The sequence below is a fragment of the Chryseobacterium kimseyorum genome (assembly GCF_025971945.1).
Taxonomy (GTDB): domain Bacteria; phylum Bacteroidota; class Bacteroidia; order Flavobacteriales; family Weeksellaceae; genus Chryseobacterium; species Chryseobacterium kimseyorum.
This window is the reverse complement of sequence record NZ_JAPDHW010000030.1, coordinates 1-16,495: the sequence shown is the minus strand read 5'-3', so window position 1 is coordinate 16,495 and position 16,495 is coordinate 1. Positions and strand designations below refer to the sequence as shown.

General features: G+C 32.0%; 14 protein-coding genes. 13 read left to right on the top strand and 1 reads right to left on the bottom strand.

Annotated elements, in window-relative coordinates; all coding sequences use genetic code 11:
- The first annotated feature begins 167 nt into the window (after positions 1-167).
- The 6 genes from OMO38_RS19940 to OMO38_RS19915 are packed head-to-tail and all read left to right on the top strand — an operon-like array spanning position 168 to position 5,437.
- Entirely contained in the window at positions 168-1,076 is a 909-nt protein-coding gene (locus OMO38_RS19940) for a glycosyltransferase (protein ID WP_264751935.1), read from the top strand.
- A 4-nt stretch (positions 1,077-1,080) separates the two neighbouring features.
- On the top strand, positions 1,081-1,692 hold the full coding sequence (locus OMO38_RS19935; RefSeq protein WP_264751934.1) for a sugar transferase: 612 nt from the start codon (positions 1,081-1,083) through the stop codon (positions 1,690-1,692).
- A gap of 16 nt (positions 1,693-1,708) precedes the next feature.
- Positions 1,709-2,758 carry an ATP-grasp domain-containing protein gene (locus tag OMO38_RS19930; RefSeq protein ID WP_264751933.1) on the top strand — a complete coding sequence of 350 codons (1,050 nt, stop codon included), beginning with the start codon at positions 1,709-1,711 and terminating at the stop codon, positions 2,756-2,758.
- A 2-nt stretch (positions 2,759-2,760) separates the two neighbouring features.
- Entirely contained in the window at positions 2,761-3,642 is an 882-nt protein-coding gene (locus OMO38_RS19925) for an NAD-dependent epimerase/dehydratase family protein (protein WP_264751932.1), read from the top strand.
- Positions 3,642-4,301 (top strand): metallophosphoesterase family protein, encoded by a 660-nt coding sequence (locus OMO38_RS19920; protein WP_264751931.1) that lies wholly within the window; start codon positions 3,642-3,644, stop codon positions 4,299-4,301. Before OMO38_RS19925 ends, OMO38_RS19920 begins: the two co-directional genes overlap by 1 nt.
- Positions 4,302-4,303: 2 nt before the next feature.
- The gene (locus OMO38_RS19915) at positions 4,304-5,437 is read left to right on the top strand and encodes an aminotransferase class I/II-fold pyridoxal phosphate-dependent enzyme (protein ID WP_264751930.1); all 1,134 of its coding nucleotides are present in this window, start codon (positions 4,304-4,306) and stop codon (positions 5,435-5,437) included.
- Between the two features lie 80 nt (positions 5,438-5,517).
- Here the strand turns inward: OMO38_RS19915 and OMO38_RS19910 are convergent, their stop codons facing one another.
- On the bottom strand, positions 5,518-5,919 hold the full coding sequence (locus OMO38_RS19910; protein ID WP_264751929.1) for a helix-turn-helix domain-containing protein: 402 nt from the start codon (positions 5,917-5,919) through the stop codon (positions 5,518-5,520).
- 705 nt (positions 5,920-6,624) lie between these two features.
- On the opposite strand from OMO38_RS19910, the gene OMO38_RS19905 reads away from it, so the two are divergent.
- From OMO38_RS19905 to OMO38_RS19875, 7 genes are all read left to right on the top strand, one after another.
- Positions 6,625-8,250: a hypothetical protein gene (locus OMO38_RS19905; protein WP_264751928.1), complete on the top strand. Its 1,626-nt coding sequence runs from the start codon at positions 6,625-6,627 to the stop codon at positions 8,248-8,250.
- A 624-nt stretch (positions 8,251-8,874) separates the two neighbouring features.
- Entirely contained in the window at positions 8,875-9,444 is a 570-nt protein-coding gene (locus OMO38_RS19900) for a sugar transferase (protein WP_264751927.1), read from the top strand.
- Positions 9,445-9,489: 45 nt separating this feature from the next.
- A complete protein-coding gene (locus OMO38_RS19895) occupies positions 9,490-10,095 on the top strand; it encodes a DUF3575 domain-containing protein (RefSeq protein WP_264751926.1) in 606 nt (201 codons plus the stop codon).
- Positions 10,096-10,555: 460 nt separating this feature from the next.
- On the top strand, positions 10,556-12,913 hold the full coding sequence (locus OMO38_RS19890; protein ID WP_264751925.1) for a GumC family protein: 2,358 nt from the start codon (positions 10,556-10,558) through the stop codon (positions 12,911-12,913).
- Between the two features lie 117 nt (positions 12,914-13,030).
- Positions 13,031-13,987: a glycosyltransferase family 2 protein gene (locus OMO38_RS19885; RefSeq protein WP_319804260.1), complete on the top strand. Its 957-nt coding sequence runs from the start codon at positions 13,031-13,033 to the stop codon at positions 13,985-13,987.
- A 135-nt stretch (positions 13,988-14,122) separates the two neighbouring features.
- Positions 14,123-15,211: an EpsG family protein gene (locus OMO38_RS19880; protein WP_264751924.1), complete on the top strand. Its 1,089-nt coding sequence runs from the start codon at positions 14,123-14,125 to the stop codon at positions 15,209-15,211.
- Between the two features lie 13 nt (positions 15,212-15,224).
- A complete protein-coding gene (locus OMO38_RS19875; RefSeq protein ID WP_264751923.1) occupies positions 15,225-16,379 on the top strand; it encodes a glycosyltransferase family 4 protein in 1,155 nt (384 codons plus the stop codon).
- Positions 16,380-16,495 lie beyond the last annotated feature (116 nt).

The window sequence follows — 16,495 nt, the reverse complement described above, 5'->3', positions numbered from 1 at the left end:
GTAATGGCTTTCAGATATTCTATATATCTTATAATGTTTCTGCTTTTCGCTCCATCTATGACGAAGCTTGGAAAAATGAAGTTTTATAATTCTTTGTCATTAATTGCAGTAATTTATTTTATATATTCTTACATCGCTAACCATCCAAATATTAATATTCTTTAGTAATGAAAAAAATAATGGTGATTTTAGCCACTTACAATGGCGAACGTTTTTTAATAGAGCAAATTGATACTATTCTAAATCAGGAAGATGTCCACATCAATATAAAAATCTATGACGATGGAAGTAAAGATAACACTAAAGAAATTCTTAAAAACCTTGAAGAGAATAATAATATATCTATTCACCAAAATGTTCCAGGTAGAGGTTCTGCTGCTAAAAATTTTTTGAAAGCAATAAGCCAACTAAACTTTAAAGAAGATTTTGACTATGTTGCTTTTTCAGATCAAGATGATGTTTGGTTACCTACAAAAATGGTTGCTGCAACTGATTTACTAGAAAAAACTTCCTCATACTTATATTGTTCCAATTTAACGAAGTGGGATACATCTAAAAAAACTTACAGTGTTTTGAAGAAGGATTTTCCGCAAAAAAAATTTGATTATTTGTTTGAAGGTGGAAGTGCCGGATGTACTTATGTTTTCACAAAAAAGTTTGCAATAGAGTTAAAAACTTTTTTAGATAACATAGAATTGGCAGACTGGCATGGATTTTCCCATGATTGGCTTGTGTATTTTTTTGCTCGATCAAGAAATTTTAAAGTTGTAATCGATGGTAATTCATATATTCAATATAGATTGCATGACAGCAATGTACATGGTCATTTAAATCAATTATCATTTTCTACAATTAAGGAAAAGTCAACGCAAGTCTTAGAAGGATATTATCAGAAACATGCCAACTACAATATTAAACTTCTTAATCCTGATTCCGAAGAGTTTAGAATTTATTCTCGATTTTTAGGAAACTATTTCCAAAGAAATAAGATTATCTGGAAATATAACACTCGTTTAATGCGAGATAATAAAAAATTTCTGATTTTTGCGATACTTAATTTACTTAAATTTAAATAGTAAAATGTATAAAAATTTTTTAAAAAGATTATTAGATTTTATTTTGGCATTATTAGGATTATTAGTGCTGAGCCCTATCTTTATAATAGTAACAATCTGTTTGTATTTTTCGAATAATGGTAAACCATTCTTTTTTCAGTCACGACCAGGATTGAAAGAGAAAATTTTTAAAATAATAAAGTTTAAAACAATGAATGATAAGAAGGATGCAAAAGGAGTTCTGCTTCCTGATGCTGATAGATTGACTGCAATTGGATCTTTCGTGCGAAAAACTTCTTTAGATGAAATTCCACAACTACTAAATGTATTAATAGGGGATATGTCAATTGTTGGACCACGACCATTGTTACCAGATTATCTTCCATTTTACACGGGGTTTCAAAAACAAAGACATAATGTAAAATCTGGAATAACGGGTTGGGCTCAAGTAAATGGAAGGAATGCAATAAGTTGGGAACAGAAATTTGAATATGATGTTTGGTATGTAAATAATATATCTTTTCTAATTGATATAAAAATAATATTTCTAACGATAAAAAAAATAATATTTCCTGACGGAATTACTGCCGACGGTCATGCAACAATGCCTCGATTTGACAAACTTGATCAAAAATAATAATATAATAATCAAAATGAAAAAAAATATTTTAGTAACAGGAGCTGGAGCACTTTTAGGTCAAGGAATATTAAGGCTTTTACAAGTTTCAGATTTCGATAAGAAAATTTTCACAGCAGATCCCGATCCTCGCTCGACAGGACATTGGTTAGGAGATTACGCCATTACAATTCCAAAGGTAAGTGATGCAACGTATATAGATGCGATAAAAAAAATTGTAGACGAACACAAAATTGATGCATTACTTGTAGGAACAGATGTAGAATTACCAATTCTCGCAAAATATAAAAAAGAATTTTTAGAGAATTACAACTGTAAAATAATTGTAAGTGATGAGGAGGTGATTAATATAGCGAATGATAAATTTCTTACTGCTGAGTTTTTGCAAAAGAATGAATTCCCGTTTCCTTTGTCAGTAATGGCAAATGATAAGAATAAATTAGAAGGAATTGCAGAAAAATTGGGTTTCCCCTTATTTGCAAAGCCATTTGACGGAGCTCGATCATTAGGAATAAAAAAAATAGAAAGCCATGATGAACTGATGGAGATTTACGATCCTAATTCAAATTTGGTTGTACAGCAATTTTTACCTGAAAATGAAGGAGAATTTACCTGTGGTTGTGTTGTAATAGAGGGCGAATGTGTTGCTATTGTAACCTTAAAAAGAGATTTGCGCGATGGTAATACCTATAGAGCGTACAGAGATGATAAAACCTCAGAATATGATAAATTTATCATACCAATAGCAGAGAAATTAAATCCTGACGGTCCGGTTAATTTTCAATTCAGAATTTCTGACGGTAAACCGGTTATTTTCGAAATCAATGGGCGATTTAGTGGAACAACACCCCTACGTCATTTCTTTGGATTTAATGAAGTAGAAGCATTACTAAAGTATTATCTTTATAATGAAAAAATTCAAATGCCACAACTGAAAAATGGTGTAGTTTTAAGAACTTGGTCAGATTTATTTATCAGTGAACAAGAATTTAGTAAGTTAAATGATGAGAAATATTTAGACCAACCTACAGCTATTTTTCATAATTTCACGCTTATTAATGACTAGTTATGAAAGTATTAATATTTGGTGGAAATGGTTTTTTAGGAACTTCACTATGTAACTTACTGGAAAAGAAAGAAGTTGAGTTTTATACCGTTTCTCGTTCTGATCCAAAATCAAGCTATAATTTGGATATTAGTGATATCAATCAATTTGCGCAACTGCCACTTAATTTTTTTGACGCTGTTGTAAATTGTGCGACTATCTTACCTGGAGGAAATTTTCTGGATAACGAATATTTAGAAAAAATATTTAAAACAAATATTTTAGGAACTCAAAATATTTGTAAATGGATCAATACTCAAGATTCCATGAAAAAGATAATAAATTGTTCTACATTAGTGGTAGTTGATAAACCATGGCCTTTAAATTTATCTGAAGAAAATGCTACTTATCCGACAGGAAATCATGTATTATATTCTAGTTCAAAGTTAACCCAGGAACTTTTGTTTAACACTTTTGCACAATCTAAAAATATCAGCTTGTCTCAGATACGTTTTTCAGCTCTTTACGGCGAAAGTATGAGTTGGAGCGGTGTAATCTGTAATATTATTGATCAGGCGAGGAAAAACAAAAAAATTAGTTTAAAAAATGCCTCAAAGGTAACAGCTGATTTTCTGCACGTTGATGATGCCTCTGCTATTATTTTTTCTGCATTAAATAATAATTTAGAAGGAATTATTAATGGCGCATCTGCAAAGGAAACTTCAATTTTAGACTTAGCTAATATAATAAAAGATTGTATTGATGAAAATATTGAAATAGAAAATCACGAAGACCCGGACTTTGTAGAAAATAGATCTCAAATTGATGTCAGCAAACTTGAAAAGATTATTAAGACCGCGACATTTATGGATCTCAAGTATGGCGTAAAAAAAATGATTGATTGATGAGGGTTCTTGTTTTTGGTGATGTGCATGGAAATTTAATTGCATTAGAAAAACTTTTTAAAATTGAAAAAGATTCTTACGATCAGTTTGTATGTCATGGTGATATAGTAAATTATGGACCATGGACGAATGAATGTTTAGAGTTTTTATCTCAACAGGAAAATGGAGTTTTTTTAAAAGGTAATCATGAAGAATATTATCTTGAAAAGTACTATCCGGGTTCCAACGAAGTAGCAAAATCATTTTTTGATTTCTGCATTCCTCAATTTGACGATAAATTTATACCTACTATCTCTAAATTTGAAAAAAATCATTCTATTGGGAATTTTAAAATAACACATTCTATTGAAGGATTATATATTTTTAAAGATACAAATATCGAAAACTTAAATTTTGAAGATAATACAATAGTTGGTCATTCTCATCAGCAATTTCACAGAGTCAACAATGGTAAAAACTTGTATAATACGGGAAGTTTAGGACAAAACAGAGCACTTCTGGACGTAGCCAATTATCTTATTGTTGACACAGAAAAAAATACTGTAGAATTGAAATCATTTATTTTTGATATTCAGAAAGTAATTTCAAAAATGGAATTATCAACGTATCCGTCAATTTGTCTAAATTATTATAAATCAAAAAACACGATAAACAAATAGCTATGCAAGATAAAATCTGGCTCTCTTCCCCACATATGGGCGGAACCGAACAAAAATACGTACAAGAAGCATTTGATGCAAACTGGGTGGCACCATTAGGTCCTAATGTAGATGGTTTTGAAAAAGATATCGAAGAGTTTTTGAATGCGAATGTCAAAGTGGGAGCTCTTTCTGCAGGTACAGCAGCATTGCATTTAGCTTTGATTCAATGTGGAGTAGTATATGGTGACGAAGTAATCTGTCAGTCAATGACATTCTCCGCATCTGCCAATCCAATTGCTTACTGCGGCGCAAATCCAGTTTTCATTGATTCCGAAAAAGATTCCTGGAATATGTGTCCGGTAGCTTTGGAAGAAGCAATTCAGGATAGAATTTCAAAAGGTAAAAAACCTAAAGCAATTATTGTCGTTCACTTGTATGGTATGCCTGCAAAAATGGATGAAATTACTGCTATCGCTAATAAATATGAAATTCCGGTAATTGAAGATGCGGCAGAAGCTTTAGGATCAACCTACAAAAGCAGAGCTTGCGGAACTTTCGGTCGTTTCGGGGTTTTATCTTTTAACGGAAACAAAATTATTACCACTTCCGGCGGAGGTGCTTTGGTTTGTCATACTCAGGAAGATAAAGATCAGGCTGTATTTTTGTCTACACAGGCAAGAGACAATGCACCTCATTATCAGCATTCACAGATTGGCTATAATTACCGCATGAGTAACATCGTGGCCGGGATTGGTCGCGGTCAAATGGAAATATTGGCAGATAGAGTAGAAGCTCGCAGAAAAATGCATGACTTCTACGTAGAAATTTTTAAATATATCGACGGGGTAGATGTTTTTTGTGAACCTACAGAAGATTTTTACTCTAATCACTGGTTGTCCGCAATTGTGGTAGATGGGAAAAAGACGGGTAAAGCTCGTGAAGATCTAAGATTGGCTTTTCTTGAAGATAATATAGAATCAAGACCACTTTGGAAACCAATGCATCTGCAGCCAGTTTTTGCAAGCGCTCCATATTATGGAACAAATGTCGCAGAAAAATTATTTGATGATGGTTTGTGTTTGCCATCGGGATCAAATTTGTCAGATGCTGACAGATCAAGAATTGAAGAGGTAATTACAAAGTTCTTTTCTTAAAAAAAATCTTGAAAACCAAATAATTTTACAGTCAATATAAAATGTAAAGAACAAATCCTGAGAGTAAGCTCAGGATTTGTTTATTTATCTTGTATTAGCTTTTCAAGTTTATCAATCATTTCTTTTTGCTGTTGAAGCATACGTTCATATAGTTCAACCATCTTATCTAAAGGATTAAAAGATGGTTGATAGCTAAATCCGGAAGCCACTGCATTATCTTTAAAATCTTGGAAAGAATATGTGTTGGCAATTACATTCACAGCCTGTTCTTCATCAAAATTCTGAAAAGCTTCCACAGGAATTTTCAAGACTTCTGATATCTTTTGAAGCAATGGATCTTCTATCACATCCTTTTGTTCAAGCAAAGATATTTTCTTCTGGTTCCACTCTTCTCCTAAATCGAAAGCCAAGGCCTCCTGCTTAATGCCCAGCATTTCTCTGAAGCGTTTGACGTTGCGTCCCTGATGTATTTTTTGTTCCATAGGTCTTTATTTCCCAAGCTGTACAGCTACAGTCATTGTGTTAAAATTAACGAATAGTAAAGTTAAAAAATATAAGGTAAAAATCCTAATGCAGTGACTATATAATTCGATTTCAGAATTAATATCTTTTCATAACTTCTTTACTTGGTACGACATGAAATAGTGATCAATATGGCAAAAAAAGAAACTAATTTCGAAGTTGAATTTTTGGGGAATGCGAAATAAAAGAATCCCTTGGATGTGATCGACACCTTTCGATTATGTAAATACTTAATAATGAGAAATTAAATAGAGTTAGTTTCTAAACACTTTTTTGGAAATGCTTGCTCCGTACGCATCTGCGAATCCGTTCATGGTTTTATACCTTGCATATGTTACACGAAAATTCGACGCTGAAGAGTCCATTATTGAAAATGAATTGAAATGATAAATAAGTTATTTATAAATTCTGTAAACTCTTCCAATTCGAGTATTTTTTGCATTATATAATTAGATCGAGAATCAAACATCAAAATTATAGATAAACCAAAATTCCTTACTGAATCTTTTGAAGTATAGGCTGATATAATTATTTTCTCGTAACTGAACAAATGATTCAACATAAGAATAAAATATTCAAAATCAAGAATATAATATCCGTTTTCATACTTGAATACCTTCTCTTTCTTAATGAAATTTGTGTTGTAACATCTAAAATACATCACAATGGAAACAAAAAACAAAATGGACATTCCTTTACAGAATGAAGTCATCAGAAATCAGATCTCACAGACTATCCATGAATTCTCGGTGCTTCAGCTTCATTTGTTCAAAAATGAAAATTCGGACTATAGTGAGGTATTTATCTTGCTGGAAGAGTGTAAGGACGCAGAAACGCTCCGCAAAAGACCGTGGATAGGAAAGGCAGCAGAAAAACATAAAGTACGTATATATATATCTGATTATCGCAAGGCGCAATATCAGCTTAAACACGGCAACCCTTTTTACCAATACTATGCTGATCCATCAGAAATATTTTGGAAGGGAGAAAATGTGGATCAACTGTTGGAAACTTATAGTGCCAAGAAAGATTTTAAGAAAAAACTCAATATTTTTAAGGGAAAATTTTACCATGACCATGATATACTCTTGACCGAAGCTAAAAAATTTCGCGCCAGTCATATGTATGCTAGTGCTTTTCAAAACTATCTTACCCTGTTTGAGCATAATATTGAATATTTGGAAAACCTTTTCACAGGATGGATTTCTTTTGGAAAAAACATCCATCTTAGGCTGAAACATTTGATTCGCTATATTCCCGAGCTTCAGAAAGTATTCGTAATGAAAGACGAGCATTCCTTTTACCTTATAGGCAAAATAGAGGAGTCGCTAAAAGCGGCAGCAGAATGTGACGAATCTTTTATAAGTTCAGAATCTTTTGACGTGGTTAAAGCTGCAGAGGAACAGTTATACAAAATGGTAGCCGAACGTTTTTCGGAACTCGGCAAAATGATAACTTTCAAAAAAACAAAATATTCCGTCAATGCTTTTGAAGATACTGCTGTTCTGCTTGATGCCGAATTGGAAAAAGTAGTTGCAGCTATAGTGGAAAGACTGGCTCCTGAAGAAATTTTCATGTTTCATAAAAAAGAAAACTATCCGCAAAACGGAACGGAAAAGCTAACATATTACTATGTGCTGGTAGTCGGTGAAGGATTGGGAGATAGCGCACTATATGATACACAGCAATCCATTCGAGATAAATTACGAGGCAAAGTGAATGTTATTATTCTGGGACATCGCCGGTTTTCTATACAAGATCGACTTTTTCAGTCTCAGGAATTTATGCACAAGATTATGACAGAGGAGAATAGGGTGTATGCATCACATCAGTATCATCCTCTGATACATTGGGAATATCTGTCTTCAGATGAGCAAGGAGATTTATGTATATATTACGACAGAATGATAAAAACGGTAAAGCGGTATTTTATTCTTCGGGAAAAGGCAGATGAAGAAAATGACGAATTATTTTTACTCCTGTTCTCTCATGCATTAATGAGAATTCTGCGGGTTTACTTATACTGTTCACTGTACAATTATTTCCCAAATTTCAACAAAATGGAGGATACTTGGAATTTATGCCTCTATGCCGATCCGTCTTTAGAAAAAATTGAATTTCTTTTTGAGAAAATTTCTACTGAATTTTTCAGGTTGACAAATTCGTTTCTAAAGTATACAGACCGCTCACACCGATTTGAAAATAATGAGTTAGCAGTAATGGATGAAATCCTCAGCATCCTAGTAGGAAAATTAGAAAAACTAATCACGGTTAATAATCTTCAGAATTAATGATAAATGATGCGAAGATTTTGCGTAATTAACTTGTGATTTCCACACAAAGTCCATCTTAATGCCAGTGTCGTCATTAAAATTATATAGGAAAAATGTCATTTTTATGTTTTTGTTTGCTGAGTTTTTTATTTCAAAAATCGTTTTCTTACTACAAGATAAAAACAGTGGTTTAAGATAATTATCAAATTTGCATATCCTGAAATAATAGAAAAATTATATAATTGGCAACAAGTTTCTTACAAGTATCGTATTTTATACAATAGATGAAGCGGCAATGTCAAGCAATAAGTTCTGAAAAAGTAATGTCATGAAAAAATAAATTATGGTGTTGTTTTAGATTCATTGGTTCAAATTTGAGATTGTATTTATTTTTATTTTATATAAGAGTATTATTGTCAGGATAGTATAAAAGCTCGTCTTTTGTTTCAAAATACTGAAAATAATAATTAATTTGTACGAATTAAAGTTATACGTTATTATCTGTTTTTAATCATACTTTCAATTGGCATTTTTACGATTCTATAAATAAATCTGTTTTATATTACAATAAGGTGATTATTATAAAAACTTCAATTTAAGAAACGGCATCTTTCCTTATCTTTGCAGCTTTAGAATTCACAAATGAAAAAATATCCATGGTGGAAAGCATTGATGGACTACGGATTAAGTTTCGTAGCAGTTATTGTTTTACTTCCTGTATTTTTGGTTTTATTAATCGTAGCATCAGTAGATACAGGTTTTTCAGGTATTTTTAAACAGCAGAGAATTGGTATAAATGGAGATATATTTGTGATCTATAAATTCAGAACTTATCATTCTAAAACATTAACCAAATCGAAGGTGGGAATCTGGCTGAGAAAAACAAAATTAGATGAGCTTCCCCAGCTTTTTAATGTCTTGAAAGGAGATATGTCTTTGGTGGGTCCGCGTCCCGATATTCCGGGATACTACGACCGATTACAGGGTGAAGACCGATTGGTTCTGCAGTTGAAACCAGGTCTGACGAGTGAAGCCGGAATTATGTTTCGGAATGAAGAAGATATTTTAAGTCAACAAAGCGATTCTCTGAAGTATAATGATGAAATTCTGTTCCCGAAAAAGATAAAAATGAATTTAAATTACTATCATCAGCTCTCTTTTAGAAAAGATGCACAGATTTTGCTTAAGACATTCTCGGTTTTAAGTAAATAAAGTTATTCAAATTATATGAAGTATACCATGCAGTTGTTTTCTAAAATGACGTTTATTACAGCTACCTCTTTCTTCCTAAAAATACATGCGCAAACCGAAATAAAAGCAAATGCTCTGTTTCTTCCGTTGGGGATGATCAATCTTGCAGTCGAGAAATCTTTAAACAGTAAATTTTCTTTACAGGCTGAAGGATTTATATCTCCATGGAAATCTTTTGGAGGCAAAAACCTTCAGATCTACATGGGGACATTGGAAGGCAGATATTACTTTAAAGAAGTGATGAAAGGCTGGTACGTGGGTGCCTATGGAAGCATTGCTGCCTATAATCTTCAGAAATGGAATTACCTGAAAGCAGAACCTGTTTTGGATGATGAAGATCACCCACAATTGTCAGGCGACGGCACCGTACGTTTAACGGAAAGATATCAGAAAGGATTGGCTTTGATTATTGGAGTTAGCGGTGGGTATCATTTTACCGTCACTGAAAGATTGGGTTTGGATGTCTATGCAGGAATTGGAACGAGTCAGTCTATCTATAAAGGGTATTTCAAAGATAATGATCAGCGTTATGACAAAGCAAGCAATTGGAATAAAAGCGGAGAAGTCATTCCAACAAGAGGCGGCTTGATGCTGACTTATAAATTTAACTAATTTTTCTGTAAAAATACCTTTTCTATATGGTCAGACCACTACGGTCATTTTTCACTAAAGGTAAATATCTAAATTCTTATCCTGTAGTACCACATTCATAAATTGTTTGTGACTGATTGGGAAATCATCTCTATATAGACATAACTGTAAAAAAATTATAACAATTATTTAATGACAAAGAAGTCGAATAATTAAGTTAATGCAGAAGAATAATTTACTGGGATTATCTTCAAGGGTTAGCTCTTTTTTTTCTGATGAAAATTCTAACTGTCTGGCATATTTACAATTATTTGATGCAGAATAAAAACTAATAACAAAAGGTCCTGCTGTGATAACTTAATTATCAAGATTCACTATAATACTTATGATATTAATGCTTCCAATTTGTAAATTATAAATATATTTGCAAAGTTTAAAATTATTTAAAAAAAATCTAAATTTTTCAATACAATCCAAGAAAATGGATAACAAACGTAATAAAGAAATTAATATTAAAGAACTTATAACACCGTATGTAAGAAATTGGAAGTATTTCGTAGGGATGTTTATATTGATGGGTATTTTGGCAATTTGCTATATCAAAACAAAATCCCCGGTGTTTAGAGCTCAAACTTCCGTATTTATTAAAGATGCAAAGAAAATGTCGATGGCAGCTGGCGGTGATATGGGTATGCTTCAGGGATTAAGTGGGCTGAGCGGTATGGGCACAAACAGTATCGAAAATGAAATAGGTGTTTTTGAATCAAAAACAATTGTTGAAGACGCAATTAAGGATCATAACTTTCAAGCATCAGTATATGCAAAGCAGACATTTAATAATATAGAGCTTTACGGAACAACAAATCCATATATTATTCGCGTTATTCAGGAAAAAAAAGATGTTGATTTACCTAAAAAATCTATTTCTGTACTTTCGAAAGGAGATAAGTTAATATTGTCATCTGAAGAATGGAAGAAAGATATTACAACAACTTTTGACAAAACCATTAATCTGCCATTTGCTTTAATCATGATTAGTAAAAATCCTGATTTTAAGGCTCCGAAAAAGGTGGACATGTCTGATTTATTTTTTGACTATGTCGATTTTGACTCGACAGTAAATTATTTTCAGGAGAATCTTATGGTTGATTTGTTGGATAAAGATGGTACCATCATTACACTTGCAGTGAATTTTGAAAACAAGGAAAAAGCCAAGGATTTTCTAAACAGTCTGGTAAGACAGTATAATATTTATGCCGTTAATGACAAAAACATTGAGTCTAAAAGAACCAAAGATTTTATAGATAAAAGAATAACAATTATATCTCAGGAATTAGGAGATGTGGAGACTCAGAAAGAAGGATTTAAAACAAGTAATGAAATTACTGATTTAGGTACAGATACAAGACTGAGTATTCAGATGAAAGAAAGAAGCAGAGTTGAAATCATGCAGCTGGGAACGCAGATTGAACTGAACAGGATTCTTCAGAACACGCTGAATAAAAAAACAGGAGACCAGGTTTTACCATTAAATATTGGTTTAGGAAGTGAGGCGGCATCACAGGCAATCCAGGAATACAATATGCTTGTCATTCAACGAAATAAATATCTTCAGGATGCGACTCCAGACAACCCACTTGTAAGTGATCTTACAAGACGTATTGAAGAGATGAAAACTTCCTTATCTGAGACTTTACAAAAGAACGTGACATCTTTAGAAATCACGCAAAGGAGCATCGAAAATCAGCTGGGAACTGCCGAAAATATGATTGGGAAAATCCCGACCTACGAGAAACTTTTCAGAGGGATTGAAAGACAGCAACAAATCAAAGAAGGTCTTTATCTGTTACTTCTCCAAAAAAGAGAAGAAGCAGCAATCAGCATGGAAATTACAGCTGAGAAAGCAAGAGTCATTGATAAAGCATTTGTTTATAAAAAGCCGGTAGCTCCCAGAAAGTTAGTTATATTAGGTATATTTCTTTTTTTAGGACTGTTAATTCCATTTTTAGTAATCTACATAAGACAGCTTATGCAGACTGCGGTTGTAACTCGTTCAGACTTCGACAGGATAACCAAAATACCTGTATTAGCTGAAATTCCTAAATTGAAAAGTAAAAGCAATGCATTGGTGTCATTTAACGATGTTACTCCTATGGCTGAAGCATTCAGAATATTCGTTACTAATCTGAAATTTTTATTGCCGGCTAAAGAAGCTCCCTACACGATATTGGTTACTTCGTCTGTAAAAGGAGAAGGGAAAACTTTTATTTCAACCAACTTATCAATTATTTTGGCGTCAGCGCGTGACAAGGTATTAATCATAGGAGCAGACGTAAGAAATCCTCAACTGCAGAGGTACAATCCTTCAATGAAATTAGCTAAAGGATTAAGTGAATTTTTAGGAGGCGAAAACTTAGCATTACAGGATATTATTCATCCAAGCGGTTATAACGAAAATTGTGAATTTATTTACTCAGGAGCTATACCTCCAAATCCAACTGATCTTTTACAAAATGGTAAATTAGATGAGCTTTTAGAAATGGTGAAAGGTCTAAATAAATATAAATATATTGTTTTGGATACAGCACCTCTTATGTTAGTCACAGATTCGTTCCTGATTGCAGATAAAAGTGATGTCATTGTTTACGTTACAAGATCTGAGGTGACGGAGAAAAGTTATATAGACTTCCTGAATAATGCTGTTGATGACAAAAAACTTAAAAATGTAGGCATAATCTTGAATGGAGTAAAAGAATCTAATTTTGGCTACGGAAATAAGTTTGGCTACGGTTACCATGCAGATGAAAAAAAGTGGTGGCAGATATTTGATAAAAAATAAAGATTTCTCATTATTCAAGGTTTGTCGTATCATTAACACATGAATAAAGTTTTGATTATTAGTCAATAAATTATGAAGTAGTGCGTTGACCGTTAACAAAAGTCTTTTAAATTACTAATGATGAAGTTTAGTGTTGCAATTCCAGCGTATAAAAAAAAGTTTCTGTATTCGTGTATTGATAGTATTATCAAGCAGGATTACAGTGATTTTGAGCTGATTATTGTGAATGACAATTCGCCGGAAGATTTAGAGACTATCATAAAGCTGTTTGATGACCACCGCATTAAATATTTCAAAAACGAAAAAAATTGTGGTGCCAAAAATGTTGTAGATAATTGGAATATCTGTCTCTCATATGCCTCGGGAGATTATTTTATCTTAATGGGTGATGATGATGAAATGACTACAGATTACCTTTCCACATTTTTTAACCTTATTAAAAGCTATCCTGATCAGAATGTTTATCACTGCAGATCATTTATTATTGATGATAAGTCTGAGGTTAAAAGACTGAGCCCTTCATGGCCTGAATGGGAATCGGTCTATGAGAATATTTGGCATAGAATGAACAATCTGAGAGAGCAATTTATTTCAGACTTTGTTTACAAAAAAAAATTTCTTGATGATAATAACGGATTTTATAAACTTCCATTAGCGTGGGCATCAGATGATATAACTTCTTTCCAGGCAGCGGGAAAAAGTGGTATAATTCATACGCAGAAGCCTGTTTTCTGTTATAGAGAATCAGATATTTCAATTTCAAATTCAGAATCTGCGGATTTAAAATTGCAAGCAATTGATGAAGAAGAAAAGTGGTATAAAAACTTTATAGAGTCTTCTATACCTATCAATAAAATTGATACATATTTTTATGATTGTATAAAAAAAGAACAGTCCAATTTTTTTTTAACAAAAAGGATAGAAACAATTGCCTACAACGGAATACGTGAAAAAAAATTTTTTAGAGATTGTATATATTTTTTTCAAAAAAGAAAATTATTTAAATTGAATCTGCAACATATTGTTTATGCTATTATTCTTGCGGTGAAAAAAAGCAGATCAAAAACAGTTTAATATATGGAACCTACTTTCAGCTATATCTACTCATTACCATATATTGTGTTTTTTCTGATATTTTTCATCCTGTTTCTTTGGGAAAATAAATTGAGAAAGCAAGACGCAGATATTAAAGTGGTACGTTATGTCTGCATGGCTGTTTTTTTTATTTTTTTTGGTTTTAGAGGATACTTAGATACTGATTTTATGCTCTATTATCCTCTCTATGAATCTACTCCAGTAATAACGGATACCCGAGCTCTTACGAACTTTTTCTCGGTAAATGCAGATGATTTTATTTTAAAAATTGAACCTGGATTTAAAGTGCTTTTAGTTATTTTAAAAAGTATTTCACCTAATTATTTTTTGCTGCAGATTGTTTCTACATTAATCGATGTTCTTTTCTTAAATTACTTTTTTAAAAAATATTCACCTCAATATGTTCTGGGATTTATAATGTTTTGCATTTTTTCAGGATTAATTATTGAAATCAACCTATTAAGAAATTCAAAAGCGATATTTATCTTTATTTATTCTTTGCAGTTTCTTAAAGAAAGAAATCCATATAAATACTTTCTCTGTAATTGTATTGGGCTATTATTTCATTCTTCTGCAATTTTTTATTTTCCTCTTTATTTTTTCCTTCACAGAAGGTTGCATCCAGCATTTGTTTGGGGAGTTTTCATTGTAGGAAATGTTTTGTATTTGGGTCAAGTACGCTTTGTTACACCTCTTGTTACTGCATTAGGCAGCTTACTGGGAGGTGTTTATGAATTAATGGCAGAGGGGTACTCTCAAGATAGCACATACAGCAGTGGTTATGGTATCACTGTCGGTTATTTGGAGAAAATTGCAATTTTTGTATTAATCTACAATTATTATAAAAAAATAGTTGAATATGTCGATGATGAAGGGATAGTCAATATTTTCTTCAATTTATTGTTTTTATCCACATCTACCTATCTGCTTTTATCAGAATTTTCTGTTTTGATCGACAGAATTACTACGCTATTTGCAGTTTCTTACTGGATTCTGTTTCCTTATCTCTATGCGTCATTTGAAAGGTGGGCGAAAATGGTTTTTGCATGCGTTTTATTGGTCTTTGGGATTTTTAGAATTTATAAAACTAATTTCATTATTACGAGGAAATATGAAAATATATTATGGAGTAATCCGTCAATCGGAAAAGCCTATTATATTGCAAATAAACACTTAGATAAAATTATTAATCCAAAAAAGTAACAATATTTGCACAATGAAAATTGTTTTTTTATCAACATTCGCCCTCGATGCTAATGTATCCATTGTCAATGCGCTTAAGAAAAAATGTGATGTTTATTTTTTTACGGAAGCTTTATATGAAATTTATAATTTTTTAAATAAGGATCAACTTAATAAAACGATATCTGAAGGTACAGAAGTTAACGAGCTGCAATTATTCCGGGATTTGTTGGCATTAGAAAAAACATATGTTGTGAAGGGAACTCGGAATGCTAATATTTTTAAAAAACTTTACAATTCGTACAGAGTACATCAATATATAAAAAAAATAAATCCGGATTTTATTATTATCGACAACTATATGCTGACTTACTTTCTATCAACTTTAGCATATAGGAAAAAAATGTTGATGATTGTTCATGATCCATTTCTACATTCTGGGGAAGATTTTGTGATTGACAGTTTTCTAAGAAAAATTCATTTTAAACTCATCAAAAATAAAATTTTGCTCAACGAGAGCCAACGGAATGATTTTATAGAATATTATAAAGAATGTGCTCAGAATGTAAGTTCTTCTTTTTTAAGTGTCTACGACTATCTAACATGTTTTAAAATTAGAGAAACGGTGCAGACAGATAATTTTAATATTCTTTTTTTCGGACGAATATCGCCATATAAAGGCATTAAATATTTATTAGATGCATTTTTGAAAATATTAGCAGAAAGTAATTACGAAAACTTAACACTGACGATCGCCGGAAGTGGCGACTTTGATTTTGATATCAATGAATATAAAAAATATCCCAGAATTAAGATTATTAACACCTATATAAGCCCCGGAAATTTGGCTCAGCTTATCAGTGAGTCGTCAGTGGTTGTCTGTCCGTACACAGATGCTACACAAAGCGGTGTTATAATGTCTGCCTATGCATTTAAAAAACCGGTTATCGCTACAGATGTAGGTGGGCTTCCTGAAATGGTGGAACATAATAAAACTGGTTTAATAATAAAACCTAGAAGCTCTGAAGCAATATATCAAGCAATTTTGGAACTTCATAATGATAAAGAATTGATAGAAAGGATGGCAGAAAATATTGAAAACATTTATTTTTCAGGTGAAAAAAGTTGGGATGCTTCAGCTGCATTATTTATCGATGCCTTACAAAAAATTGAACGACAATCAGAATGATACTTCGATTATAATAATTTGATACTGCATTAGAACTTTTAGTTAAGTGTTATTTTTAATCCATTTTTTTCTTTTGCATTTTTAAAGTTAATAATGTTCTCTCAATCATATTAGAT